The sequence below is a fragment of the Variovorax sp. SPNA7 genome (assembly GCF_033807855.1).
GTDB lineage: Bacteria > Pseudomonadota > Gammaproteobacteria > Burkholderiales > Burkholderiaceae_C > Variovorax > Variovorax beijingensis.
Genome location: NZ_CP138513.1, coordinates 1,803,548 through 1,828,534 on the forward strand (window position 1 = coordinate 1,803,548; position 24,987 = coordinate 1,828,534).

General features: G+C 67.9%; 29 protein-coding genes. 7 read left to right on the top strand and 22 right to left on the bottom strand.

The annotated features are described in order from the left end of the window. Positions 1–12: 12 nt before the first annotated feature. Together RZE77_RS08295 and add are read right to left on the bottom strand one after the other, a co-directional pair. Positions 13–993, bottom strand: coding sequence for a Bug family tripartite tricarboxylate transporter substrate binding protein (locus tag RZE77_RS08295; RefSeq protein ID WP_319441440.1), 981 nt, complete (start codon positions 991–993; stop codon positions 13–15). An 8-nt stretch (positions 994–1,001) separates the two neighbouring features. Next, the gene (gene add, locus RZE77_RS08300; protein ID WP_319441441.1) at positions 1,002–2,096 is read right to left on the bottom strand and encodes an adenosine deaminase; all 1,095 of its coding nucleotides are present in this window, start codon (positions 2,094–2,096) and stop codon (positions 1,002–1,004) included. An 84-nt stretch (positions 2,097–2,180) separates the two neighbouring features. Between add and RZE77_RS08305 the strand changes: the two genes are divergently transcribed. Further along, positions 2,181–3,137, top strand: coding sequence for a LysR family transcriptional regulator (locus RZE77_RS08305; protein WP_319441442.1), 957 nt, complete (start codon positions 2,181–2,183; stop codon positions 3,135–3,137). Positions 3,138–3,160: 23 nt separating this feature from the next. Here RZE77_RS08305 and RZE77_RS08310 read toward each other — a convergent pair whose 3' ends face one another. Then, the gene (locus RZE77_RS08310; RefSeq protein ID WP_319441443.1) at positions 3,161–4,378 is read right to left on the bottom strand and encodes a polyhydroxyalkanoate depolymerase; all 1,218 of its coding nucleotides are present in this window, start codon (positions 4,376–4,378) and stop codon (positions 3,161–3,163) included. 98 nt (positions 4,379–4,476) lie between these two features. Between RZE77_RS08310 and RZE77_RS08315 the strand changes: the two genes are divergently transcribed. After that, positions 4,477–5,133 (top strand): glutathione S-transferase, encoded by a 657-nt coding sequence (locus RZE77_RS08315; RefSeq protein WP_319431011.1) that lies wholly within the window; start codon positions 4,477–4,479, stop codon positions 5,131–5,133. Positions 5,134–5,137: 4 nt separating this feature from the next. Here the strand turns inward: RZE77_RS08315 and RZE77_RS08320 are convergent, their stop codons facing one another. Genes RZE77_RS08320 through RZE77_RS08345 form a run of 6 tightly spaced genes read right to left on the bottom strand, consistent with a single transcriptional unit; the run spans position 5,138 to position 9,232 of the window. Beyond that, on the bottom strand, positions 5,138–5,485 hold the full coding sequence (locus RZE77_RS08320) for a DOPA 4,5-dioxygenase family protein (RefSeq protein ID WP_319441444.1): 348 nt from the start codon (positions 5,483–5,485) through the stop codon (positions 5,138–5,140). Positions 5,486–5,492: 7 nt separating this feature from the next. Continuing rightward, positions 5,493–6,119, bottom strand: coding sequence for a DUF4166 domain-containing protein (locus RZE77_RS08325; RefSeq protein WP_319441445.1), 627 nt, complete (start codon positions 6,117–6,119; stop codon positions 5,493–5,495). Further along, positions 6,116–7,156, bottom strand: coding sequence for an SRPBCC domain-containing protein (locus RZE77_RS08330; protein WP_319441446.1), 1,041 nt, complete (start codon positions 7,154–7,156; stop codon positions 6,116–6,118). Before RZE77_RS08330 ends, RZE77_RS08325 begins: the two co-directional genes overlap by 4 nt. After that, entirely contained in the window at positions 7,153–8,127 is a 975-nt protein-coding gene (locus tag RZE77_RS08335) for an SAM-dependent methyltransferase (RefSeq protein ID WP_319441447.1), read from the bottom strand. The genes RZE77_RS08330 and RZE77_RS08335 overlap by 4 nt, the downstream gene beginning before the upstream one ends. 15 nt (positions 8,128–8,142) lie before the next feature. After that, complete coding sequence (locus RZE77_RS08340) at positions 8,143–8,568, bottom strand: thiol-disulfide oxidoreductase DCC family protein (protein WP_319441448.1); 426 nt, start codon at positions 8,566–8,568, stop codon at positions 8,143–8,145. Between the two features lie 58 nt (positions 8,569–8,626). Then, positions 8,627–9,232, bottom strand: a complete 606-nt coding sequence (locus RZE77_RS08345) for a GbsR/MarR family transcriptional regulator (protein ID WP_319441449.1) — start codon at positions 9,230–9,232, stop codon at positions 8,627–8,629. A 118-nt stretch (positions 9,233–9,350) separates the two neighbouring features. On the opposite strand from RZE77_RS08345, the gene RZE77_RS08350 reads away from it, so the two are divergent. After that, on the top strand, positions 9,351–10,445 hold the full coding sequence (locus tag RZE77_RS08350; RefSeq protein WP_319441450.1) for a PA0069 family radical SAM protein: 1,095 nt from the start codon (positions 9,351–9,353) through the stop codon (positions 10,443–10,445). Positions 10,446–10,565: 120 nt separating this feature from the next. Next, positions 10,566–11,072, top strand: coding sequence for a gluconokinase (locus tag RZE77_RS08355; RefSeq protein ID WP_319441451.1), 507 nt, complete (start codon positions 10,566–10,568; stop codon positions 11,070–11,072). A gap of 11 nt (positions 11,073–11,083) precedes the next feature. On the opposite strand, the gene gnd is transcribed toward RZE77_RS08355, so the two are convergent. Then, complete coding sequence (gnd, locus tag RZE77_RS08360) at positions 11,084–12,508, bottom strand: decarboxylating NADP(+)-dependent phosphogluconate dehydrogenase (RefSeq protein WP_319441452.1); 1,425 nt, start codon at positions 12,506–12,508, stop codon at positions 11,084–11,086. Positions 12,509–12,626: 118 nt separating this feature from the next. Between gnd and RZE77_RS08365 the strand changes: the two genes are divergently transcribed. Both RZE77_RS08365 and RZE77_RS08370 read left to right on the top strand, forming a co-directional pair. Beyond that, positions 12,627–13,601 carry an AraC-like ligand-binding domain-containing protein gene (locus RZE77_RS08365; protein ID WP_319441453.1) on the top strand — a complete coding sequence of 325 codons (975 nt, stop codon included), beginning with the start codon at positions 12,627–12,629 and terminating at the stop codon, positions 13,599–13,601. Between the two features lie 123 nt (positions 13,602–13,724). Continuing rightward, on the top strand, positions 13,725–14,453 hold the full coding sequence (locus RZE77_RS08370; protein ID WP_319441454.1) for an alpha/beta fold hydrolase: 729 nt from the start codon (positions 13,725–13,727) through the stop codon (positions 14,451–14,453). Here RZE77_RS08370 and RZE77_RS08375 read toward each other — a convergent pair. The 10 genes from RZE77_RS08375 to RZE77_RS08420 are packed head-to-tail and all read right to left on the bottom strand — an operon-like array spanning position 14,450 to position 21,576. Then, a complete protein-coding gene (locus RZE77_RS08375) occupies positions 14,450–15,061 on the bottom strand; it encodes a 3'-5' exonuclease (RefSeq protein ID WP_319441455.1) in 612 nt (203 codons plus the stop codon). The two genes, RZE77_RS08370 and RZE77_RS08375, sit on opposite strands and share 4 nt — an antisense overlap. Beyond that, complete coding sequence (locus tag RZE77_RS08380; RefSeq protein WP_319441456.1) at positions 15,058–15,444, bottom strand: TfoX/Sxy family protein; 387 nt, start codon at positions 15,442–15,444, stop codon at positions 15,058–15,060. Before RZE77_RS08380 ends, RZE77_RS08375 begins: the two co-directional genes overlap by 4 nt. 19 nt (positions 15,445–15,463) lie before the next feature. Next, entirely contained in the window at positions 15,464–15,853 is a 390-nt protein-coding gene (locus RZE77_RS08385) for a VOC family protein (protein ID WP_319441457.1), read from the bottom strand. A gap of 26 nt (positions 15,854–15,879) precedes the next feature. Beyond that, positions 15,880–16,383, bottom strand: coding sequence for a GNAT family N-acetyltransferase (locus RZE77_RS08390; protein WP_223262442.1), 504 nt, complete (start codon positions 16,381–16,383; stop codon positions 15,880–15,882). 36 nt (positions 16,384–16,419) lie between these two features. Beyond that, positions 16,420–17,295 (bottom strand): S-formylglutathione hydrolase, encoded by an 876-nt coding sequence (fghA, locus tag RZE77_RS08395; RefSeq protein WP_319431043.1) that lies wholly within the window; start codon positions 17,293–17,295, stop codon positions 16,420–16,422. Then, on the bottom strand, positions 17,292–18,218 hold the full coding sequence (locus RZE77_RS08400) for an alpha/beta fold hydrolase (RefSeq protein WP_319441458.1): 927 nt from the start codon (positions 18,216–18,218) through the stop codon (positions 17,292–17,294). The genes fghA and RZE77_RS08400 overlap by 4 nt, the downstream gene beginning before the upstream one ends. 20 nt (positions 18,219–18,238) lie before the next feature. Continuing rightward, on the bottom strand, positions 18,239–19,345 hold the full coding sequence (locus RZE77_RS08405; protein ID WP_319431047.1) for an S-(hydroxymethyl)glutathione dehydrogenase/class III alcohol dehydrogenase: 1,107 nt from the start codon (positions 19,343–19,345) through the stop codon (positions 18,239–18,241). Between the two features lie 41 nt (positions 19,346–19,386). Beyond that, positions 19,387–20,025 carry a glutathione S-transferase family protein gene (locus RZE77_RS08410; RefSeq protein WP_319441459.1) on the bottom strand — a complete coding sequence of 213 codons (639 nt, stop codon included), beginning with the start codon at positions 20,023–20,025 and terminating at the stop codon, positions 19,387–19,389. Further along, complete coding sequence (locus RZE77_RS08415; protein WP_319441460.1) at positions 20,022–20,885, bottom strand: aromatic ring-hydroxylating dioxygenase subunit alpha; 864 nt, start codon at positions 20,883–20,885, stop codon at positions 20,022–20,024. Before RZE77_RS08415 ends, RZE77_RS08410 begins: the two co-directional genes overlap by 4 nt. Before the next feature lie 13 nt (positions 20,886–20,898). Beyond that, positions 20,899–21,576, bottom strand: a complete 678-nt coding sequence (locus tag RZE77_RS08420; protein ID WP_319441461.1) for a Rieske 2Fe-2S domain-containing protein — start codon at positions 21,574–21,576, stop codon at positions 20,899–20,901. A gap of 56 nt (positions 21,577–21,632) precedes the next feature. Here RZE77_RS08420 and aroQ point away from each other — a divergent pair, with 56 nt between their 5' ends. Continuing rightward, the gene (gene aroQ / locus RZE77_RS08425; RefSeq protein ID WP_319441462.1) at positions 21,633–22,073 is read left to right on the top strand and encodes a type II 3-dehydroquinate dehydratase; all 441 of its coding nucleotides are present in this window, start codon (positions 21,633–21,635) and stop codon (positions 22,071–22,073) included. An 18-nt stretch (positions 22,074–22,091) separates the two neighbouring features. Here the strand turns inward: aroQ and RZE77_RS08430 are convergent, their stop codons facing one another. Together RZE77_RS08430 and RZE77_RS08435 are read right to left on the bottom strand one after the other, a co-directional pair. Next, positions 22,092–23,639, bottom strand: a complete 1,548-nt coding sequence (locus RZE77_RS08430; RefSeq protein ID WP_319441463.1) for a SpoVR family protein — start codon at positions 23,637–23,639, stop codon at positions 22,092–22,094. After that, positions 23,636–24,928: a YeaH/YhbH family protein gene (locus RZE77_RS08435; protein WP_319441464.1), complete on the bottom strand. Its 1,293-nt coding sequence runs from the start codon at positions 24,926–24,928 to the stop codon at positions 23,636–23,638. Before RZE77_RS08435 ends, RZE77_RS08430 begins: the two co-directional genes overlap by 4 nt. Positions 24,929–24,987: the final 59 nt, after the last annotated feature.

The window sequence follows — 24,987 nt, forward strand, 5'->3', positions numbered from 1 at the left end:
CAGCCGGCGGGCTTATTCCTTGATATTGGCCGACTGCACGATCTTCTGATTGCGGGCGTATTCGGCCTGGACGAACTGGCCGAACTGCTCGGGCGTGCCGCTGCCGGGCAGGGCGCCCTGCTCGTTGAGCTTGGCCCGCACCTGCTCCTCGGCGAGCACGGCGTTCAATTCCTGGTTGAGGCGGGCCACGACGGCCGGCGGCGTGCGGGCGGGGGCGAAGATGCCGGTCCAGCTCACCATGTCGTAGCCCTTCAGGCCCGGCATCTCGCTGAAGGTGGGCACATTGGGCAGCGCGGCGAGGCGCTGGCTGCCGGTGATGCCGAGCGCCTTCAGGCGGTTGCCGTTCACGTGCGGAATGGCGCTGGTGCTGACCAGCATCGCCAGGTCGACCTGGTTGCCGATCACGTCGGTGGCAATCTGGGCACCGCCGCGGTAGGGCACATGGGTCACGAAGACGCCGCTGCGCTGCTTGAGCAGTTCCATCGCCAGCTGCAGCACCGTGCCCACGCCTGAGGTGGCGTAGTTGTAGGCGCCGGGCTTGGCCTTGGCGAGCTTCACGAAGTCGGCATAGGTCTGGGCCTCCAGGCCGGGCCGCGCCACCAGCACCATCGGCGCGGTGTTGAGCATGCCGACCGGCGCCAGGTCCTTGAGCGGATCGAACTTGAAGGCCGAAGGGTTGACCAGCCGCCCGATGGCAATCGCGCTGTCGGGCCCGACCACCAGCGTGTAGCCGTCCGGTGCCGCGTTCACGGCCTTGGCCACGCCGATGGCGCCGCCCGCGCCGCTCACGTTCTCGATCACGACCGACTGCTTCAGCCGCTCGCCCAGCCGCGTGGCGACGAGGCGCGCGTTGACGTCCACGCTGCCGCCCGCGGTGTAGGGAACGATCAGCGTGATCGGCTTGGCGGCGGGCCAGGCGCCCTGTGCGAGGGCCGCAATCGGCAGCATCGAGCAGAGGGCGGCGGCAAGAAGAAGGCGGCGAGGGTTGTTCATGGCGTGGTTCATTGCGGGTGGGCGGGATGCTGCGGCGCTGGCGCAAGGCCGGCGCGCAGCGTGTCGAACTCGCGGCTCCATTGCGTGCGCCAGGCGCGGCGTTGCGTATCGTCGATCCATGCGCCGTCGAGCCCGTTGTGCATGAAGCCGCGCAGCTCGTCCAGCCCGAAGCCGAAGTCGCGCGCCATCATCAGCCAGGCCTGGGTGGGCGTGACCTTGTGCAGCGTCGGGTCGTCGGTATTGGGATGGATGCGCAGGCCCAGGCCGGGCATGCGGCGGATGGGGTGGTCGAGCGCCCAGCGCTCCGGGGGCAGCGTGCGCAGGTAGTAGGAATTGGTAGGCACCACGGTGAAGATCACGCCGCGCTCGGCGCACTGGCGCGCGAAATCGGGCTGGTCGACCACCGTGTAGCCGTGGTCGATGCGGTCCACCTGCAGCACCTCGAGCGCGGTGCGCACGTTGGTCCACGGCATGCCGAACTCGCCCGCATGCGCGGTGGCCTTGAGTCCCGCGCGCCGCGCCTCGGCGTAGGCCTGGGCGAAGAGTTCGGGTGGCCGGTCGACTTCGCGGTAGTCGATGCCGATGCCGATCACCTCGTCGCAGCGGTGCGCCTTGACCCACTCCACCATCTCGACGGCGGCCTCGGGGCTGGCCTCGCGGTCGATGGCGGCGATGAGCCGGCCGGTGATGCCGAACTCCTGCTGCGCGTCATGGATCGCGCGCACGATCGCGCTCTGCGCCATCGGGTAGGCGATGCCCGAGCCGTGCACCGTGCCGGTCGGATTCCAGAAGAATTCGGCGTAGCGCACGTTGTGGGCCGCCGCGTCCTCGAGGTATTCGCGCGTCAGCTGGTAGAGGTCACCGGGGCTGCGCACCAGCTGCGCGTCGAGTGCGCGCAGCACGCGCAGCACGCCGACCGGCTTTTCCCCGCGCGTGTAGAAGCCTTCGATCTCCTCGGCCGCGAGCGGCGAGCCGGCGCGATGGTTGAGCTGCTTGAAGGTTTCGTGGCGCACCGTGCCGAACAGGTGGCAATGCAGCTCCACCTTGGGAATCGCTTGCAGCATGGATTCCAGCGTGAAGGGCGGCGAGGCGGGGCGGGTCATGCCGGCCAGTCTAGGCAAGGGCGCCTCATAAGCAAAATTTTGAATTTCTATAATTTGATTCATCGAATCGATAACCAGAACGCCATGGCCTCCTTGCCGCTCCGCGCGCTCACCCTGCGCCAGCTTCAGTTCTTCTCGGTGCTGGTGGAAGAAGGGCACTTCGGCCGCGCCGCGCGCCGGCTGGCCATCACCCAGCCGGCGCTGAGCAACGCGATCAAGCAAATGGAGAAGCTGCTCGGCGCCGAGCTGCTGACCCGCTCCACCCACCGTCTCGAGCTCACGCCGGTGGGCGCCGAGGTGCTGGCGCGCACCGATTTCCTGGTCAACACCTTCGAGGTGGCGCTGCGCGACATCGAAAGCACCGTGCAGCGCGGCCGGGCCTTCGTGCGCGTGGGCGTGATTCCGTCGGCCAGTGCGCGCGTGACGGCCGCGGCCAGCGAGTTCCTCCAGGCCGGCGAGCGCAAGCTCGAAATCGCCTGGCGCGATGCGCCTTCGACCACCTTGCTGGCCGAGCTGCGCAGCGGCCAGCTCGACATGGCGTTGGCCGCCATCACCGAGCCACCGGGCGGGCTGGCCTGCGTCGACCTGTTCCGCGATCCGCTGGTGCTGGTGGTGCGCCGCGGTCATGCGCTGGCGGCGGCCGGGGACGCGAGCTGGGAGGCCATCGGCAAGGAGCGGCTGGTGCTGTTCGAGAGCGGCAGCATGCCGGCGCTCGGCAACCCGGCGCGCGCGCAGTTCGAGCAAGGCCCCGAGCCCTACCGCGTGAGCTATTCCGAAACGCTCTATGCGCTGGTGCGCAGCGGCCAGGCGCTGGGCTTGATGCCGCGGCTCTACACCGCGCTGCTGCGCGACCCCGAACTGGTGGTGCTGCCGCTCTTGAAGCCGCGCGTCGAGCGCCGCGTGGTGCTGGCCTACTTGCCGGGGCCGATGCGCAACGTGGCGGCGCAGGAACTGATCGCGTTCCTGCGCGAGCGGCTGCCGCAGGCCGGCGAAGCGACGGTGCGGCGCGTGGCCTCGAAGGAGCGGCGCAGCCGGCGCTGAAGCCGGGCATTCGACCCGAAGGCTCAATGCAGCTCGGCCGCGGCGTGGATGGTCTCGCGCACGCGCGGGTAGATCTGCGCGTTCCACTTGCTGCCGCTGAAAACGCCGTAGTGCCCCACGCCGGCCTGCAGGTGATGCGCCTTGAGGTAGGGCCGGATGCCGGTGCAGAGGTCTTGCGCTGCCACCGTCTGGCCGACCGAGCAGATGTCATCGCGCTCGCCTTCCACCGTGAGCAGCGCGGTGCGGCGGATGGCCGCCGGGTTCACCGTGCGGTCGCCCACGGTGAGCACACCGCGCGGCAGGTCGTAGGTCTGGAACACGCGCTCCACGGTCTCCAGGTAGAACTCGGCCGGCAGGTCGTTCACCGCCAGGTACTCGTCGTAGAAGGTGCCGATGGTGCGGGCCTTCTCGGTGTCGCCCTCGACCAGGTGGCGGACCATGTCCTGGAACTGTTTCTTGTGGCGCTCGGGGTTCATGCTCAGGAAGGCCGTGAGCTGCAGGAAGCCCGGGTACACGCGCCGCATCATGCCGGCATGCGGCCACGGCACATGGCTGATGAGGTTGCGGCGGAACCACTCGATCGGCTTGCTGTTGGCGAGCTCGTTCACCCCCGTGGGGTTGATGCGGCAATCGACCGGGCCGGCCATGAGCGTGAGGCTGCGCGGCGTGGCGGGGTTGTCGTCCTCGGCCATCAGCGCCGTGGCCGCCAGCGCGGACACGCAGGGCTGGCAGACCGCGACCATGTGCACGCCGGGACCGACGGCTTCGAGAAACCGGATGAGCTGCAGCGTGTAGTCGTCCAGGCTGAAGCCGCCATGCCACAGCGGCACGTCGCGCGCGTTGTGCCAGTCGGTCAGGTACACGTCGTGGTCGCGCAGCAGGGTGCGCACGGTTTCGCGCAGCAGCGTCGCGAAATGGCCCGACAGTGGTGCGACCAGCAGCACGGGCGGGTGCACGGCCTGCGTGTCCTTGCGGAAATGCAGCAGCGTGCCGAAGGGCGAGACCAGCGTTTTTTCCTCGTGCACCGCGGTTTCCACGCCATCGACCGGCACGCTGGCAATGCCGTAGTCGGGGCGCGAATGGGTCAGCCGCATGCGCGAAAACACTTCGAACTGTGCGGCCATGCGCCGCATCATGGTGCGGTCGGTGCCGTCCTTCCAGAGGGCCCGGCCGAGGTACTGGGCTGCGAGCCGGGAGGGCGAGAGCAGGTCGGCTTGGTTCTGGTAGGCCCGGTACAACATGAAAGTAGTACAGGCAAGTTGCGGGCCAAGCGGTGGCACAGGCCTTGCACGCCCCATGGGTGCCAACCGGCACCGGCAGCCCGTCAAGGAGATCCACGATGGCCAAACCCGTTCTCACGATCAGCAGCAAGAACTACGGCGCCTGGGCACTGCGCGGCTGGCTGATGTGCAGGCTGGCCGGGCTCGACTTCAGCGAGAAGATCATCCCGCCCGACGATCCGGCCATGAAGGCCGAGATGCTGCTGCTCTCGTCGTCGATGCTGGTGCCCTCGCTGCAGCACGGCGGCGTCAAGGTGTGGGACACGCTGGCCATCGGCGAATACCTGAACGAGATCAAGCCCAAGGGCGGGCTGCTGCCGGCCGACATCCAGGCCCGCGCGCACTGCCGCGCCATCTGCGGCGAGATGCATTCGGGCTTCGCCTCCATGCGCGGCGCATTGCCGATGAACATCAAGGCCCACTTTCGCGGCTTCAAGATCTGGTCGCGCGCGCAGGCCGACATCGACCGGATCGTCGCCATCTGGCGCGAATGCCTCAAGACCTACGGCGGCCCGTTCCTGTTCGGCAAGCAGCCGGGCATGGCCGACGCGATGTATGCGCCGGTGGTCACGCGCTTCCTGAGCTACGACGTGCCGCTCGACAGCGCCTGCGCCGCCTACTGCAAGCGCGTGATGGACCTGCCCGCCATGCAGGAGTGGGTGGCCGCCGCGAAGGAAGAGCCCGAGGAAATCGACGAGCTCGACGCGGAGTTCTGAACACCTAACGCCGGAACATCCGCAGGTCGAGGGGGTTCTCCTCGCCGAGCCACATCGCATGCGCCGTGTGGTCGGCAAAGTCGTCGCCCGTGACGCCGTGCACGAAGATGTCGAGGCCGTTGCGATGCGCCTCGAGCCATTCGATCACTTGGTCGAACTCCGCCGCGTCGAACGCCAGCTGGCAGCTCCAGCGCGTGTGGGGGCCCACCAGCCGTTCGTGCACGCGGCCGACCACCACCATCAGTTCGCGGCCCGCCTCTTCGCACAGCTGCCGGGCCTGCGCCACCGTGGCGGGGCCGAAGTAGACGTGGGCGTGGTATTGCGGATAGAGGTTTTCGGGGCGGCGCGGCATGGTCCGGTCATTGTGGACCCAACCGGAAGCGCCCGCTGTAGCGGAACACGTCGCCGAACCAGCGGTGGCGCAGCACCATCTTCATGGTGAAGCGGTCGGCATCGTGCGGGTCGGGCCGCTCCTCGACGTAGGCGGTGCCCAGCAGCAGGCCGAGCGGCAGCGGCAGCGGCAGGCGCAGCCTGCCAAGGCGCCAGATGTAGCCGAGGTCGCGGAACACCAGCGCGCCTTCTTCCGCGCTCACGGCCAGGCGCATGCCGATGCCGAAGCGCACGTACTCGATCACCTCGCCGGCGCTCCTGGCCGCATGCGCCATGTGCGAGCGGAAGTGAAACGGCGCGCGGCCCTCGAAGCTGAAGATGCGGTCCCAGTACAGGAGCGCGTTGCCGGGGCGGCAGCGGTAGTGCACTTCGATCGGTACGCCGGTGCCGGTGTAGGGGACGAGTGCGCCGAACAGGCGGCCGAACGGCATCAGCAGGCGCGCCCAGGGTGCGTGATGCACTTCGTCCATCGTGCCGCGCACGCACACGTGGGCGTTCGAGAACGGTGCCATGGCGTAGTGCCGGCGGATCACGTCGCCGAGCTGGTCCCAGCCAGGGCCGAGCACCTGCTGGAAGACGGGACGCGTGTCCTTCATGCGGCCGCCGCCGCTGCCGTTTCGCTGCGCGCCTTGTAGAAGCGCAGGATGTGCTCGGAGAAGTCGCCCAGCAGGAACTGCGCCACGCGGTCGGCATACCAGTTGAAGCGCGTGCTCACGCGCCAGGAAACATCGATGCGAAGCTCCGTGCCGCCATCGCGCGGCGTGAGCGTGTAGGCCGAGTCGCGCAGGTCGAAATAGTGGCCGCCGATCACCACGTGGTCGTCCAGCGCGCCGGCGGGAAAGGAGTCGGGCGAGAAGCGGTAGCGCCACTTCACGCGCTGCAGCGGCTGCCACTCGGTGATGATCTCGTCGAAGTGCACGTCCTTCTGCCATTGCACCTTGCGCACGCGGCCCTCGGGCGTGTCTTCGGTCACGCCCGCCACCGGCATCGGCACGCCGATGCGGTAGGCCCAGGCATCGCCGACTTCGCCCGGGCGGATGCCCTGCGCATTGTTGAGCTCATGCCACACGCGTTCGGCAGGCGCGGCAATGAAGAGCGTGCGCGAGGTGCCCGAGATCTGCTCGGGGTTGGGCCAGTGTGGCTCGACGGCGCCCAGTGCGAGCGGCAGCACCGCGAAGCCGTAGAGCGCCGGCCTGGGCCAGTCGGTCACGCGGCAGACGATGCCCATCGCGAGCCCGCCGAGGCTGCCCATGACGCTGAAGAGGGGAACGATCACCACCGCGCAGATCATCCCTTCGATGAAGACCAGCAGCGTGCCGACGACGAACAGCGCGGTCGAGACCCACGGCGCCCAGATGTAGTAGCCCCAGCTGCGCCGCTCGATGCGCTCGGCCATGTAGACCGTGACCGCGCCGCACACCGCGGGAGCGAGGTAGATGAACGAACCCAGCATGGCCGAGAAGCGCTGGCCCGGCAGGCCGCTGAAGGCAATGCGCAGCACCAGCGCGGCCGCCGCGCCGGCGAGCAGGGGCCAGAACCACGCGAAAGGCATGCGGCGCCGGGGCATGTCGCGCATCTGCGCGCCGGTGGACGGGAGTTCGTGGGGCGTGGCTTGGCGGGATTCGTTGCTCATGAAAATTGCTTCTCCTCGCTGCGCTTGGCCGTCACCATGCAGTAGTCGAAATCGCGCCAGAAAAGGCCCAGCACCAGCGCGCAATAGCTGGCCACGATGTGCTTGCGGCGCCAGGGGCTGAGCCGCCCGCGCGCCTTCCAGAGTTCGGCCAGCGCGAAGCGCGTGGCCAGCACCGGGATGTGCAGCGCACTGGGCGCCACGCGCCAGCGCAGCGACCGCACCTCGATGTCGTCGAAGCCGTGGTCGCGCAGCGCGGCGACGAAATCGTCCCGCACCGCCAGCGTGGGCACGGCCCAGCTGTCGGCCCACAGGCGGTGCAGCCAGCCGGCGCTGCGGCCGGGCTTCTCGCGCAGCAGGAAGCCGTCGATCACCGCGAGCCGCGCGCCGGGCTTCAGCAGCCGGGCCGCCTCGCGCACGAAATCGGCCTTGGCCGTGCCGCTCGCGTAGCAGGCGCTTTCCACGGCCCAGGCGCCATCGGCCTGTGCGGTGGGCAGGCCGGTGCGCGTGTAGTCGGCTTCGATGTGCGCCATGCGGTCGGCCACGCCGGCACCGGCATCGAGCCGCAGGGCGATGCTGTTCTGCACGGCCACGTTGGTGACCGTGACGGCAAACAGCGACGGATCGTCGCCCACCAGCGTGCGCGCGGTGGCGCCGGCGCCGCAGCCGAGGTCGACGACGCAGCGGCGCTGCGCGCTTTCGTGCGCCGGCCGGGGCTGGTCGAGCTTGAGCGCGCGGCCGACGGCGCGGTTCATTTCCACCAGCATGCCTTCGCGCCGCAGCGGATTCAGCCCGAGCCGCCAGAAGCCGAAGTGCATGTTGTAGCTGGGGCTCCATGCGCGGTAGTCGTCGGCCACCTCGGTGAAATAGTCCTGCGTGTCGGCCTTGGTGATGGAGGCTTTGGGCGCCGCGGATGCCGGAGGCGCAGTCCGGGCATCGGAGGGACGGAAATCGGGCTGGAAGACCTTGGTCACGAGAGCTCCTTTTTTTCAGATCCGGCAATTGCCGCCGGCGCAGGTGCGGGATGAGCGCGCAGCCTTGCCCGCGAGCAGGGCCACCAGCCAGCGCGGCAGCCGGTAGCGGTTGCGCGCGAGCACCGCATAGGCGCGGTCGGCCAGCGGCGCGAGCAGCGGCAGGTCGAGCAGGAAGCTGCCGCTCGGCAGCCCGACCGCATCGCGGCAGGCGCGGATGGCGGGAACGCCCACGAACAGCTGCCCCCCGGCGTCGACGGCGTGGATGGCGGTCATCAGCGCCTCGCGCGGAGCCGGGCCGGCATCGAAGCCGGCGGGCGAGCAGTCGACGAGGTTCAGGCGGGCCGCGGCATCGCGCCTCTTCATTGCGTTCATTTCTGCCGTGCACAAGGCGCAGGTGGCATCGAAGTAGACGGTCAGCGGGTAGGCGGCGAGGGCGGGCATGAGGTTTGTTTTCGTTGTTTCTGTCAAAACAGAAATGATGGGGCAAAAAAAGAGCGGCTCAGATCATCGGCAGGCTGGCGTGGTGGGCATCGGGGTCATCGCCGTCCTTCCTGGGTGCCGCGGGAGTTGGCGCCGGCGGCGCATCGCCGCGAACGAACTTCTGCACGCTGGCCCCGAGCGTCAGCACCTTGTCGAGCGTGCCGGGAGAGAGCCGCAGCATTTCGTCGGCCCAGGTGGCGAGCTTGCTCATGAGGTCCATGGTGGAGCGGATGCGGTCCTGCGCATCGGCGGGCTCCTTCTGGAAGTCGGGGCTGGAGACGATCTCGCGCAGCACGCGGATGGTCGGGTCGAACTCGCGCTCCTTGCGCTCGCGCACCACGGTGCGGAACAGCTCCCAGACGTCGACGCTGGTTTCGAAATAGTCGCGCCGGTCGCCCAGGATGTGCGTCACGCGCACGAGGTTCCAGGCCTGCAGTTCCTTCAGGCTGTTGCTCACGTTGGAGCGGGCCACGCCCAGCGTGTCGGAGAGCTCTTCCGCATGCATGGGCTTGCCATGCGCGAACAGCAGCGCATGGATCTGCGAGACCGTGCGGTTGACGCCCCACATGGAGCCCATTTCTCCCCAGTGGAGAACGAACTTGCGTTGGATGTCGGTGAGTTCCATGCCTCGAAGTCTAGGATTTTAGAAATTTCTGTCAAGAGAGAAATTAAAAATCAGCTTGCCTGCGGAAAAGCTTTGGAATACTGTGTAAACATACAGTATTCGAGAGAAAGGACCTGCCATGCCGGCCGCCCGGATCCCCCTCCATGCCATCAAGGGCCGCGGCGCGGCCACGCACCTCGCGCACCGCTTTTCGCGCGACGAGCGCAATGCCTTCGACGACGGCTGGGGCACGCTCGAAGAAGGCGCGGCCGAAGCCGAGGAACTGCCGCCGCTCGCCACCGAAGTGCGCTTCGAGGACGTGAAGTCGGTGCTCAACGAAAACGACTCGCCCGATATTTCCTTCGACCGTTCGCTCAACCCCTACCGCGGCTGCGAGCATGGCTGCATCTACTGCTTTGCACGGCCCACGCACAGCTATCTCAATCTCTCGCCGGGGCTCGACTTCGAGACCAAGCTCATCGCCAAGCGCAACATCGTCGAGGTGCTGCGTGCCGAGCTCGGCCGCAGGAGCTACCGGCCCAGCCACATCGCGATCGGCACCGCCACCGACTGCTACCAGCCCATCGAGCGCGAACTGCGGCTCACCCGTTCGGTGATCGAGCTGCTGCAGGAAACGCGGCATCCGTTTGCGCTTGTCACGAAGTCGAGCGCGGTGGAGCGCGACCTCGACCTGATCGCGCCCATGGCCGCCGAGCACCTGGCCGCGGTGTACATCACCGTGACCACGCTCGACGGCGAGCTGGCCCGCAAGCTGGAGCCGCGCGCCGCCGCGCCGCACCGGCGGCTGCGCACCATACGCACGCTGGCCGAGGCGGGCGTGCCGGTGGGCGTGAGCGTGGCGCCGCAGATTCCCTTCGTCAACGAAGACATGGAACAGGTGCTCGAAGCCGCCTGGGCCGCCGGTGCGCGCAACGCCTTCTACACGGTGATCCGGCTGCCCTGGGAGGTGGCGCCGCTCTTCAAGCAATGGCTCGAGCTGCACTACCCGCAGCGCGCGGACCGCATCATGGCGCGCATCCACGAGATGCGCGGCGGCAAGGACTACGACGCCGACTTCGCCACGCGCATGAAGGGCTCCGGCCTCTGGGCCGACCTGATCCGCCAGCGCTTCGAGAAGGCGGCGAACCGCATCGGCTTCAACCGCGAGCGCATTGCACTCGACCTCGGCGCGTTCCGGCCACCTGGCGCAGCGGGGCAGGGCAGCCTGTTCTAGGGTCGGTCGCGGGGGTAGTGCCTGCCCGGGCGGCGAAAAAGCGCTGAATCATGAGGAAGCGGATTCAAGTTCCGCCGATGCGCGGAGAATATCTCCGCGATTTCATCAAGAAGGGTATGTATGAACGGGCTATGGCTGGTCGTGATGGGTGTTTCGGGCTGCGGCAAATCGAGCCTCGGGGCCGCGCTGGCGGTGGGGTTCGGGCTGCCGCTGATCGAGGGCGACGACTACCACCCGCCGGCCAATGTCGAGAAGATGAGCCGCGGCATCGCGCTGACCGACGCGGACCGCGCCGGCTGGCTCGCGACGCTCGGGCAGAAGCTGGCCGCTGCGCCGCAGGGCGCGGTGCTGACCTGCTCCGCGCTCAAGCGCAGCTACCGGGAGCAGCTGCGCGCGGCCGTGCCGGGCCTGCGCTTCGTGTTCATGGAGATCGAACGCGCCGAATCCGAACGCCGCGTGGCCGCGCGGGCCGGCGCGGGCGAGCACACGTTTCCCGCAAGCCTGGTGGCCAACCAGTTTGCGACGCTGGAGTCACCGGTCGGCGAGCCGGGCGTGCTCGCAGTCGACGCAACCGAGCCGCTGGGGGTGCTGGTCGGGCAGGTGAAGGCCTGGTTGCCGGCAGGCTGATCTGTAAAGAGTCAGCCGATGACTTCCGGCCAGTTGGTGTGGAAGAACTCGCCGGCCGGCTTGTCCACGCGCTCATAGGTGTGGGCCCCGAAGAAGTCCCGCTGCGCCTGCAGCAGGTTCGCGGGCAGCCGCTCGGTGCGGTAGCTGTCGTAGTAGGCGAGCGAGGCGCTGAACGCCGGCACCGGAATGCCGTTGCCCACCGCCAGCGCCACCACCTCGCGCCAATTCTGCTGCGTGCGGTTGAGCAGGTCCTTGAAGAAGGGGTCGAGCATCAGGTTGCCCAGTGACGGGTCGGCGCGGTAGGCGTCGGTGATGCGGTTCAGGAAGCGCGCGCGGATGATGCAGCCGCCGCGCCAGATGGCCGCGATGCGGGCGAGGTCGAGCTTCCACTCCTTCTTCTCGCCCATGGTCTGGATCAGGTCGAAGCCCTGCGTGTAGCTGACCACCTTCGAGGCATAGAGCGCGTCGTGGACCTTGGCGACCAGCGCCTTCTTGTCGAGCGAGAGTTCGACCTTCGGCCCCTGCAGCAGCTTGCTGGCCGCCATTCGCGCCTTCTTCTGCGACGACAGCACGCGCGCCTCCACGGCGGCGTTGATGGTGCTGATGACCACCGCGTTCTCGGCCGCGTTGACGAGCGTCCACTGCCCCGTGCCTTTCTGGCCGGCCTTGTCGAGAATGAGCTCGACGATCGGCTGGCCGGTCTCCGGGTCCTTCTGCTCGAGCGCCTTGGCGGTGATCTGGATCAGGTAGCTCTGCAGCTCGCCCTCGTTCCATTCGTTGAAGACCGCGGCCATCTCGTCGGTGCTGAAGCCGGCCGCCTTGAACAGGCTGTAGGCCTCGCAGATCAGCTGCATGTCGCCGTACTCGATGCCGTTGTGCACCATCTTCACGTAGTGGCCCGCGCCGCCGGGGCCGATGTGGATCACGCAGGGCTCGCCGTCGACCTTGGCCGCGATGCTCTCGAAGATCGGCTTCATCACTTCCCAGGTGGAGAGCGGGCCGCCCGGCATGATCGACGGACCCTTGCGCGCGCCTTCCTCGCCGCCCGACACGCCCGCGCCGATGAAGCGCAGGCCCTTGGTCTGGAGATAGGCGTCGCGGCGCTCGGTGTCGGTGTAGAGGCTGTTGCCGCCGTCGATCACGATGTCGTCCTGGTCGAGCAGCGGGATCAGCTGCTCGATGACCTGGTCGACCGGTGCGCCGGCCTTCACCATGATCTGGATCTTGCGCGGCCGGGCCAGGCTCTGCACGAATTCCTCCAGCGTCTTCGCGCCGACCAGCTTCTTGCCGGGGTTGGCGGCCACGAAGGCCTCGGTGGTGGCTTCGGTGCGGTTGTAGACGCTGACCTGGAAGCCGCGGCTTTCCACGTTCAGCACCAGGTTCTGGCCCATCACGGCCAGGCCGATCAATCCGAAATCGCTTTTGTTGTCGCTCATGGCCCTTCTTTCGTCTGCGGTGGATGTGACGGGCATTGTGCCGGGGGCGCCGCGGCGCTGCGTGGGAGGGCGTCTATACCCGCTTGGCAAGCGCGCGCGGCTTGGGTATGTTGGCGCGATGAACGCAAATGCCTCGCCTGCGGTCCACACCTGGTCCACCGACGCGGTGCCCCCGGCGCAGCGGCTGGACTACTGGATCGGCGCGGTGTGCGAAGGCTTTCTCGAGATGGACGTGACCAGCTGCCTGGCCGGCAGCTTTGGCGCCACGCTCGAATCTGCACCGCTGGGTGCCGTTGGCGTGAACCGGGTCCGCGGCAGCGCGCAGGACGTGTACCGCAGGCGCCGGGCCATTGCCCAGAGCCGCAGCAACTACTACTACCTGCTGTGCAAGACCGATTCGCCCTGGGTCGCCGTGCAGGACGGCCGCTCGGCGCGCATGCTGCCGGGCGACCTGGTGCTGGTCGATTCGCGGCGCTGCTATGAACTTCACCTGCTCCAGTCCGCCGATACGCTGTCGCTCGAACTGCCGACCGCGTGGGTCGAGTCGTGGCTCCCCGATGCCGGCGGCCAGGTGGCGCGGCGCATCGACGGGCAGTCCGGCTGGGGCCGCGTGCTGAGCGGTTTTGCGCAGCAGCTTTCTCCGCAGGGCGCCTTGAAGCCGCCGCTGCCCGCCGCGTTGCTGACCGATCATCTTGGCGGGCTGCTCGCACTTGCCGCAGGCAGCGGGTGCGAAGCGGGCGGGCCGGCCGCGCCCGGCGAAAGCGCCCGTGCCGCGCTGCGCCGCCGTGTGCTCGACGCCACGCGCGAACGCCACGCCGAGCCCGGCCTGACGGCTGCCAGCGTGGCGCGCGGACTGGGCATCTCGGAGCGCAGCCTGCACCGCTGCCTGAGCGAAGGGGCGACCACCTTCGCCGCCGCGCTGACCGGCTTTCGCATGCAGGTGGCGCGGCGCATGCTCGGCGATGCGCGCTTCGATCGCCTGAGCATCGCGGAAATCGGCTTGCGCGTCGGGCTCGCCGACGCGTCCCACTTCGTTCGCCAATTCAGCCGGCATCTCGGCATGACGCCGGGTGCCTTGCGGCGCCAGCGCTGAGGCAAAAGCAAGGCAGCGCAGGCGCAAATCGGCCATGTGCCTGGCAGCGAGCGGCCATTCGCGCCGCCCCGTGTTTCCTAAAGTCGTCCCAGTTCAACGACGACGATAAAGAAGGAGACACCCATGTCCGACACCTATGTCCTGATCCATGGCGCCTGGCACACCGGGGCCGAGATGGAGGCGGTGGCCGCCGGCCTGCGCGAGGCCGGCCACCGCGTGCATTGCCCCACGCTCGCGGGCAACCGCGCCGGCGACGACCGCTCGCGCACCAGCCTGGCCGATGCGATCGACTCGGCTGTTCGCTTCATCGAGGAACGGGACCTGATGGAGGTTCGCCTGGTGGGCCACAGCTACGGCGGCATGGTGATCTCGGGCGTGGCGGACCGCATCGCGCAGCGGCTGCGGCGCCTGGTCTACGTCAATGCCTTTGTGCCGCTCGATGGCGAATCGCTCAACGACATGGTGCCCCCGCACTATGTCGCGATGTTCGACGCCGTGGCCGCAGCCAACGGCAACGCGGTGAGCCTGCCGTTCGAGGTCTGGCGCGAAGCCTTCATCAACGATGCAGACCTGCCGCTCGCGCAGGCCAGCTACGAGCGGCTGAACCCGCATCCCTACCGCACCTTCACCGACAAGATCCGGCTGCGCGAGCCGCTGGCGGCGCTGCAGATCGGCAAGTCGTACCTCAACTGCCTGCAGGACACGGCCATGCCGCACGGCTTGCCGTGGCATCCGCGCCTGTCGGAGCGGCTCGGCTTGTTCAGGCTGGTGGAATGCCCCGGCAGCCACGAGATGTTCTTCTCGAACCCGCAGCGGCTGGCGCAGGCGATCCTGGAGGCGGGGCGGGACTAGGGCTTGGCGAACAGCGCATCGAACACGCGGATCGATGCATAGGCGTCGTTGGCCGCGTAGCGCATCTGCGCTTCGGTCAGCTGCCTGTTGGCCCAGTTCGAGGTGGTCGCCTTGCGCGACTTCACGAAGCGCCGGTTGAAGACCAGCGCCACGGCGGCTTTCACGCCCACCGACTTGCGGTAGCCGCGGTGGCGGAACTCGCTGTCGATGTCGAACACTGCCTTCGGCTCGATGTTGAGGCGGTTGCGTATCAGCGTGAGATCGGTCGAAAGGCCGAAGCCGACCTTGCGCAGTTCGGTGGAAGCAATCAGCGTTGCAACCACCGGGTTGCATTCGGTGCGGTGCAGCTGGAACAGCCAGGCCGTTTCGCGCGTTGCGAACTGCACCACGTGCGGGCCGCCCGAGACCTCGTTCTTCGCGAAGGTGGGCTTGGATTCGGTGTCGAAGCCCGCGATGCCGGCGGAAAGCAATTCGGCGGCAGCATGCTCGGCGTCCTGCAGCGTGGAAACGACCACGATGTCTTTCAGGCCCAGGCCCTCGAAGGGTTCGAGCAGCGCGATCTGCTCGCGTTCGGGAAGGGGCGGCAACGCGGGAGGGTTGTCGCTCACGAGGCGGCTGCTTTCTTTTTTTTCTTCACTGGGGCTTTCTTTGCGGTTTTCTTCTTCGGCGGCTGGCCCGAACGCAGGGCGGCTTCGTAGGCGCGGCGGCCCCAGAGCGCGGCTTCCTCGCGGTCTTCGAAAAGATCGGCCGGCGCGAGCCGGTACGACATCGGCATGGCCTTGCCTTCGCGCATATAGGTGAAGGGCGGCAGGTCCAGCTTGTCGAAATGCTCGGCGCTGCCGGCATCGGACTTGAGGTAGAGCGTGTCCTTGGCAACGAGCGCGATCATGCGGCCTTCGTGCCAGACGCCGTGGCCGCCGAACATGCGGCGCGTTTCGATGCGGCCGAGGCGCTCGAAGACTTCGTGCAGGCTCTGTACGAATTCGCTCATCGGGCAGGCTTTGTGCGGCTCATGCGGTGATCTCGATGCGGTTGCCGTCGGGGTCGAGCACCACGCTCTCGTAGTAGCCGTCGCCGGTGCGGCGCGGGCCGTCGAGCAGCGGATAGCCGTCCGACTCGAGCCGCTGCGTCAGTTCATCGACGGCAGCCTCCGAACCCACGCTGATGGCGAGGTGCGTCCAGCCCATGCGCTGGGCGCCGGGTTCGGCGGGCACCGGCGAGAGCGTGCGGGTGGTCATGGCCTCGATGCGCGCACCGTCGCCCAGGCTCAGAAAGCAAGAGGCAAAGCCCTTGGCCGGATTGGCATAGCCCGCCCCGGCCGTGGCACCGAAATAGTCGACGTAGAAGCGCTTGCAGCGTTCGAGATCGGTGGTCCAGAGGGCGATGTGATCGATGCGCATGGAGAAAGGGAAGGGAAAGAAGGCGCTCAGCCGGTGCGACGCGGCTGCCGCGGCGGGCTTGCCGGATACCAATGGTAGGCGACCCGTTCGCGCCCACTGGCCGGGTGCCGGTCGACCGCGCCGCGCACCAGGCCGTAGCGTTCGTAGAAGCGCTGCGCCGCGGTGTTGCTGGTGGCCACATGGAGCTTCCATCCGAGCGGCATGCGCACGCTGGCTTCGTCGAGCAGCGCCTGCCCGAGGCCCTGGTTGCGAAGATGCGGCTCGACGAACAGCTGCGCCACGTATTCGCGCCGCACCAGCAGCACCATGAAGGCGAGCACCTGGCCTTCGCGCTCGGCCAGCACCACGTCGGCGGGCGGCACGAATTCGGTTTGCACGCGCCGCAGCCAATGCGTGATCGGCTCGATGACGGCGGCATTCCGGTTGGCCGCAATCCAGGCGCGGCGCCAGATGCCGGCCAGCGCCAGGCTCTCTTCGGCGGCGCCGTCGCGGGACCGCAACTGGAAGGCGGGAATCTGTGCTGCGGACATGCGCCCCATGATAAGCCGCCCGTGGGCGGCGGTCGATCAGCCGCGCAGCGTCTGCGCGTGGTGCGCGATGTGGTCCGCCATGAAGGTCTGGATGAAGTAGTAGCCGTGGTCGTAGCCCGCATGGCGGCGCAGCGTGAGCGGCTGGCCGGCGGCAAAGCAGGCGGCCTCGAAGGCTTCGGGGTACAGCTGCTCGGCCAGGAATTTGTCGGCCAGCCCCTGGTCGATCAATATGCCTTGCGGATAGGGCGCGGCGGTCTGCGACTTCATGAGCGCGCTGGCGTCGTGCGCGAGCCATTGCGCACGGTCGCCGCCGGGCTCGCCCAGGTAGCCGCCGAACGCCTTCTGGCCCCACGGGCATTGCGTGGGCGCGCAGATGGGCGCAAAGGCCGACAGCGACTTGAAGCGCCCCGGATGCCGCAGCGCCAGCGTGAGCGCGCCGTGGCCGCCCATCGAATGGCCGAAGATGCCCAGGTGCTGGTCGTCGATGGCAAAGTGCCGCCCCACCAATGGCAGCAGCTCATGCACGATCCAGCTTTCCATGCGCCAGTGGGTGGACCAGGGCGATTCGGTGGCGTCGAGGTAAAAGCCCGCGCCAACGCCGAAGTCCCAGTGGGCGGTGGCGCCGGGCAGGTTTTCGGCGATGCTGCCGCGCGGGCTGGTGTCGGGCGCGATCAGCGCCAGGCCCAGGCTGGCGGCCATGCGCTGCGCGCCGGCCTTCACTGCAAAGGTTTCCTCGTTGCAGGTCAGCCCCGCAAGGTAGAGCAGGGCCGGCACGCGCTCTTGCGCGGCCTGCGGCGGCAGGTAGACCGAAAAGCGCATCGGCAAGCCGATCTCGTGCGAGGCATGCTCGTGGAAGCTCTGCACGCCGCCGAAGGCATGGTGCTCGGAAAGGGTCTTGAGGGTGTCGGTCATCGGGAGGTGTTGTGGTGCAGCAAGGCGGGCACGAGTTCGAGCACGGCGTCGGCAAAGATGCGCGGCGCCTCCTGCGGCAGGTTGTGGCCCGCGCCGGGCACCAGGCGGTGCGAGCGCGGGCCGCTGAAGCGCTGCGCATGGGCCGAGGCATCGGCGGGCGGCCGCACGCCGTCGTCGATGCCGTCGAAGGTGATGGCGGGCACGGTGATCGTGGGTTGCGCGGCCAGCCGGCGCTCGATGTCCGCGTAGGCCGGGTCGCCTGCAACCAGGCCGAAGCGATGCCGGTACGAGTGGATCACCACCTCGACGAAATCAGGATGGTCGAAGGCCGCGGCGCTGCGCTCGAAGGTGGCCTCGTCGAACTTCCAGGTCGGCGACCAGAGCCGCCACAGCAGCCGCGTGAGCGCCCTGCGGTCCTTCGCGAGCCCGGCGCGGCCGCGCTCGCTGTGGAAGTAGTACTGGTACCAGAGGCTGTGCTCGTTTTCGGGCGTGTCCGGCTCCATCGCCCTGGCGATGTTCTGGATGTTGTAGCTGTTGAGCGAAACCAGGCCCGCGCAGCGCTCGGGCCACAGCGCCGCGACCACGCAGGCGGCGCGGCCGCCCCAGTCGTAGCCGGCGAGCACCGCGCGTTCGATCTCCAGCGCGTCGAGCAGCGCGAGCAGGTCGGCGCCGAACGCCGCCTGTTCGCCCGAGCGCGGCGTGGCGTCGCGGAGGAAGCGGGTGGCACCGTAGCCGCGCATGTACGGGATGATCACGCGGCAGCCCTCTGCGGCGAGCATCGGCGCGACTTCCGCGTAGGTGTGGATGTCGTACGGAAAGCCATGCATCAGCAGCACGGGCGGACCGCCCGAAGGCCCCGTTTCGTAATAGGCGATCTCGAGGACGCCCGCTTCGATCTTGCGCAGGGGTTCCATGCGGTTCATGGCGGGCGCTCTCCTCGAGTTCAGTAAAGCACCACGCCGCGGATCGACTCGCCGCGCTTCATCAGGTCGAAGCCCTTGTTGATGTCTTCGAGCGGCATGGTGTGGGTGATCAGGTCGTCGATGTTGATCTTGCCTTCCATGTACCAGTCGACGATCTTCGGCACGTCGGTGCGCCCGCGCGCGCCGCCGAAGGCCGAGCCTTCCCACTTGCGGCCCGTGACCAGCTGGAACGGCCGCGTGCTGATCTCCGCGCCGGCCTCGGCCACGCCGATGATGATGCTGCGGCCCCAGCCCTTGTGCGTGCATTCGAGCGCCTGGCGCATCACCTTGGTGTTGCCGATGCACTCGAAGCTGTAGTCGGCGCCGCCGTCGGTCAGCTGCACGATCGCATCGACGATGTTCTCGTGCTCCTTCGGGTTGAGGAAGTGCGTCATGCCGAACTTGCGCGCCATGGCCTCGCGCTCGGGGTTCAGGTCGACGCCGATGATCTTGTCGGCGCCCACCATCCTGGCGCCCTGGATCACGTTGAGGCCGATGCCGCCGAGGCCGAACACCACCACGTTGGCGCCGGCTTCCACCTTGGCCGTGAAGATCACCGCGCCGATGCCGGTGGTCACGCCGCAGCCGATGTAGCAGACCTTGTCGAACGGCGCGTCCTCGCGGATCTTGGCCAGCGAGATCTCGGGGGCGACGGTGTAGTTGCTGAAGGTGCTGGTGCCCATGTAGTGGAAGATGGGCTTGCCGTCCAGGCTGAAGCGGCTGGTGGCGTCGGGCATCAGGCCCTTGCCCTGCGTGCCGCGGATCAGCTGGCAGAGGTTGGTCTTGCGCGACAGGCAGAACTTGCACTGGCGGCATTCGGGCGTGTAGAGCGGAATGACGTGGTCGCCCTTTTTCAGCGTGGTGACGCCGGGGCCTACGTCGACCACGATGCCCGCACCCTCATGGCCGAGGATGGCCGGGAAGATGCCTTCGGGGTCGGCGCCCGAGAGCGTGTAGTAGTCGGTGTGGCAGATGCCCGTGGCCTTGATCTCGACCAGCACCTCGCCGAATTTCGGTCCTTCGAGGTCGACGGTTTCGATGGTGAGCGGGGCTCCGGATTTCCAGGCGACGGCAGCTTTGGTTTTCATGGCGCTTCAGGGCAAAGGGACAAGGATAGCGAGGCGGGCGTTCAGGCCGCCCCGGTGGCAAAGATACCCGACATTCCGATGAAGCCGGGCAGGTGGCGGAAGTTCCAGATCCAGTGTCGCAGGGCGGGGTATTCGTCCAGCGAAATGCCGCCTTCGCCGGCCAGCGCCGCATAGGGAAAGCAGGCCAGGTCGGCCACGGTCGAATGCGGGCCGGCCAGCCACTGCCGGCCCTCGCTGGCGCGCTCGGCCAGGTGGTCGTCCAGCAGGCGGAAGATCGCATGCGCACCGCGCCGGCAGGCCTCGACGTCGATGTTCTCGTAGCCGAAGGCATCGTGCAGCCGCGCGGCCGAGGCGGTGCGGGTGAGCTCGTCGGCAATCGCGAACCACATCGCGACCTGGCCGCGCAGCTGTGGATCGGCGGGGTACCAGCGGCCCTCGGCGTCATGCTTGCTCGCGAGATAGACGAGGATGGCCTGCGCGTCGCGCAGCACGAAGCCCTCGTCGTCGATCACCGGAAGCTGGCCCAGCGGATTGACGTGCGCCAGGAACGCGGCCGACCGGTGCTCGCGGCCCGGATGAAAGTCGACCGGCACGCGCTGGTGGTCGATGCCGAGCCAGGCGAGCATCTGCCGCACCTTGAAGCAGTTGCCCGACAGGGCGTAGTCGTAGAGCCGGATCATGCCGCCTGCCTCACGCCAAAGCGCATGCCGCGCTCGCGCAGCCAGCGCCGGTAGGTGACGGAGGAGGTGTCGCCCCGCGTCGGCGTTTCGGCGCGGCCTTCGAGTGGCATGCGCTTGAAGGCGTGGTTCTCCAGGATCGGCTTGTCCTGCCCGAAGATCGTCTGCTGGAACGCGATGAGCTCGGCATCGGTGGATGTGTCGTCGTAACAGGCCAGCAGCGTGTGGGCGATCACGTGCTCGTCGTCCAGCGGCTGGAGGAACAGGCCGATGGCATCGAGCTCGTCGGCGCGCGCGCTCGACTTGTAGAGCATGGCCGAGAGCGGCTGCATCACCCGGTACTTGTAGAGCACCTCGCTCCCGCTGCCGTGGGCGGCCGAGGCGCGGGGCTGCCAGAAGCGGCAATCGGTGGCCCAGATCTCGTGCGTGGCGGGATCGACCTGCACCTGGTATTTCGCCACCTCGGTGTGCGGCACCTGGCCCAGGAAGCCGGCGTGCACGAAGGGGAAGTGCGCCATGTCGAGGAAGTTCTCGATCACGCGCAAGCCCGATACCGCCACGCCGATCGCGCCGCAATCGACGATGCGGCGCCCGGGTTCGCCGTATTCGGGAAAGTCGAACAGCGGCCGTGCGGGTCGGCCACCGGGGCAGACCCAGAGATAGCCATGGCGCGCCTGGACCGAGAGCGCCTGCGCGCCGAGCCGGCATTGCGGCATGCCGGCGGCATCGGTCCACAACTGCAGCGTCTCACCGAGCAGGCGAACCGCACGGGGCCGCGCTTCGGAGCTGCCGGCGAGCGCGGCCGCGGGGCCGGCGACCAGCCAGTCGTCGAGCATGTTGGGGTCATCGGTGATGAAGGGCATGGGGTTCTTCCGGTCAGGCTTCCGGCTGCTGTTGTTCTTCGATTTCGCCGCGCAGGGCGCGCGCGGCGACGTGCAGCTTCTTCATGGCGTCGCTGCCGGGTGCGGCGGGCGTCCAGAGGTGAATGAAGGCCAGCCGTGGCTGCGCATCGAGCACCAGTGCGGCGGCATCGACCTCGCCGAGAGCGCCGCACAAAGCAAGCGGCGCCTCTGCCCTGAACCCGCGCGCCGTGAGCGCATCGCGCACGCGGGCCGCGCCGGCGCGCACGCAGAGGATGCGGCAGAACGACCAGCCGGCCGGCACGGCATTGCCCGGCGGCGGAGAAGGCGGCGCCGCGGCCGCGAGGCTCACCCACAGCATGCCGGCCGCCTCGGCGGCGTGGAACAGCTTCGCGCACACATTGCGCGGCGCCGGCATGCCGGGATGGGCGGGAATGCTCGCGCACTGGCCGCTTCCGGCGTCGTACTGCCAGCCGTGGTACGCGCAGGCGAGGCGGTCCTGCACCACCAGCCCCAGCGTGAAGCGCACGCTGCGGTGCGGGCAGCGGTTTTCCCAGGCCTGCGCGGCGCCGCTGGCCGAACGCCAGAGGGCGAGTTCCTGGCCTTCGGCAAAGCCCGCGACGATGTTGGCGCCGGGGCGCAGCTCGGCCGAGGCGGCCACCGGGTGCCAGGTTGAAATGCTGTCTGTGCTCATGATGCGCGCCACCTTAGCGCAACCATAATGGCGGCATCGCACGTTGCTCATTCACCATGAAGAAAATACTCGTCCTCAACGGCCCCAATCTCAACCTGCTCGGCACCCGCGAGCCCGAGCAATACGGACGCGACACGCTGGCCGACGTCGAGCGCCTGTGCCAGGAGGCCGGCGCGAAGCACGGCGTGGAGATCGAATGCCGCCAGTCGAACCACGAGGGCGTGCTGATCGACTGGATCCACGAGGCCGGCCGCGAGGTGGCCGCGGGCCACATGCTGGGCGTGGTGATGAACCCGGGCGCCTACACCCACACCTCGATCGCGCTGCACGACGCCATCAAGGGCGCGAGCGTGCCGCTGATCGAACTGCACATCTCCAACGTGCACGCGCGCGAGGAGTTCCGCCACCGCTCGTACATCTCGCCCGCGGCGCGCGGCATCATCGTGGGTCTTGGCGTGAAGGGCTACGCGTTGGCCATCGCGGCGCTGGTGCCCTGAGCCCGGTGCTGCGGCCGATCAGTCGGTTTGCCGCGGCGCGACGGCCTTCCAGCTGCGGCTGATGTGGCCCTGGGCGTCGACGCTTTCCAGGTGCACGTCGAAGCCCCACAGACGCGCGACGTGCTTCAGCACTTCTTCGGCATCGTCGTGCAACGGCAGGTTGTTGCGCTGCGTGTGGCGCAGCGTCAGCGCGCGGTCGCCGCGCATGTTGACGTTCCACACCTGGATGTCGGGCTCCCTGCTGCTGATGTCGTACTGGCGTGACAGCGATTCGCGCAGCGCGTGGTAGCCGCTGTCGTCGTGGATGGCGGACACCTCGAGCTCGGGCTCGCTCTGGTGGTCGCGGATCGCGAACAGCCTGAAATCGCGCATGGTCTTGGGGCTCAGGAACTGGCCGATAAAGCTTTCGTCCTTGAAGTTGCGCATGGCGTAGTCGAGCGTCTTGACCCATTCGGTGCCTGCAAAGTCGGGGAACCAGCGGCGGTCTTCCTCGGTGGGCTTTTCGCAGATGCGCCGCAGCTCGGTGAACATCGAGAAGCCCAGCGCATAGGGATTGATGCCGCTGTAGGCGCGATGCCCGACGGGCGGCTGGAAGATCACGCCGGTGTGCGAGCTGAGCCACTCCATCATGAAGCCGTCGGCGAGCTGGCCGCGGTCGTACATGGTGTTCAGCAGGGTGTAGTGCCAGAACGTGGCCCAGCCCTCGTTCATGACCTGGGTCTGGCGCTGCGGATAGAAATACTGCGCGATCTTGCGCACGATGCGCACCACCTCGCGCTGCCAGGGCTCGAGCAGCGCGGCATTCTTCTCGATGAAGTAGAGCAGGTTCTCCTGCGGCTCCGAGGGGAAGCGGCGGGACGAGTCGGACTCGGTGGTGTGTTCGCTCTTGCGCGGCAGGGTGCGCCAGAGGTCGTTGACCTGCTGCTGCATGTAGCGCTCGCGTTCGGCGCGCTGCGTGCCTTCCTGCGCCAGCGAGCGCTTCTGCGGGCGGCGGTAGCGGTCGACGCCGTAGTTCATCAGCGCATGGCAGGAGTCGAGCAGCTGCTCCACCGCATCGAGGCCGTGCCGTTCCTCGCACTCGGCGATGTAGTGCCGCGCATAGACGAGGTAGTCGATGATCGAGGACGCATCGGTCCACATCCGGAACAGGTAGTTGCCCTTGAAGAAGCTGTTGTGGCCATAGGCCGCATGCGCGATCACCAGGGCCTGCATGGCCATGGTGTTCTCTTCCATCAGGTAGGCAATGCAGGGGTCCGAGTTGATGACGATCTCGTAGGCCAGCCCCATGTGGCCGCGGCGGTAGTTCTTCTCGGTGGCGATGAACTGCTTGCCGTACGACCAGTGGCGATAGATCATGGGCATGCCGACGCTGGCGTAGGCATCCATCATCTGCTCGGCGGTGATCACCTCGAGCTGGTTGGGATACACGTCCAGGCCGAAGCTCCTGGCCGTTTTCGCGATCTCGGTGTGGTAAGTTTCGATGAGATCGAAGGTCCAGTCCGACGGACTGGGCAGGCGCTCCAGGCGCTCGGTGCCGCGCTCGAGGGGAGGGTGGTCGGAGGTCATGCGGGCACTCCCTCCTTCTTGAAGAGGTCGCGGAAGACGGGATAGATGTCCCGCGCGTCCGATACCTTGCGCATCGCAAAATTGGGCTCGATGCCTTCGAGCTGTGCGTATTCCTGCCACAGGTTCTGCTCGGTCTCGGCCACCTGCACATAGGCGTAGTAGCGCACCACAGGAAGGATGTGGTCGACCAGCAGCTCGCGGCAGCGCCCGCTGTCCTGGTGCCAGTTGTCGCCGTCGCTCGCCTGCGCACCGTAGACGTTCCATTCGCCGCTCGGGTAGCGCGCCTTGATGATCTCGTCCATCAGCACCAGCGCGCTCGACACCACGGTGCCGCCCGTTTCGGTGGCATGGAAGAACTCTTCCTCGGTGACTTCCTGCGCCTGCGTGTGGTGGCGCAGGAACACCAGGTCGATGGTCTCGTAGTGGCGCGTGAGGAACATGTAGAGCAGCATGAAGAAGCGCTTGGCCATGTCCTTGCGCGCCTCGTCCATCGATCCCGACACGTCCATGAGGCAGAACATCACGGCCTTGGCGCTGGGCACGGGCGTCTTTACCCGGTTGCGGTAGCGCAGGTCGATCGGGTCGATGTAGGGCACATGGCGCGAGGTTCGGCGCAGTTCGGCGATCCGCTCCTCGGTCTCGAGGATTTCCTTCTGGATCAGGGGCTGATCGGCCTGCGGATGCTGCCGCAGGTGCAGCAGGTGCGTCTCCAGGCGGCGCAGCTCCTTGCGCGGCTCGCCGCCCAGCGCAATGCGCCGCGCCAGGGCGCCGCGCATCGAGCGCACCACGTGCAGGTTGTTGGGCGATCCGTCGCTCGTGAAGCCGGCCCGGTGGCTCTTCCATTCGGGCACCTCGGCGATCTGGGTGCGAATGAGGTGCGGCAGCGCCAGGTCGTCGAAGAACACGCGCATGAACTCCTCGCGCGTGAGGCGGAACACGAAGTCGTCCTCGCCTTCGCCGCTGTCTCCGGCCTCGCCGCTTCCCGAGCCGCCGCCGGCCTGCCCCTCCGGACGCGCAATGCGATCGCCCTTCAGGTATTCCTGGTTGCCCGGATGCACGTACTCGCGGTCGCCGCCGCGCGCATGGCCGAAGACGGGTTCGGACACGTCGTGGCGCGGCAGGGTGACATCTTCGCCTTGCTCCAGTTCGCGGATGTTGCGCCCGCTGACCGCGCGCCGCACGGCCTCCTGGATCTGCCCTCGGTAGCGCCTGAGGAAGCGCTCGCGGTTGCCAATGGACTTGTTCTTGCCCGAAAGCCGGCGGTCGATGATCTGCTGCAGGATGGCCACGATGTTGTCAAAGCTCCTTGCAAAAAGGGGGCGAAGCCTTGGGGGCCCCGCCGCTGTGA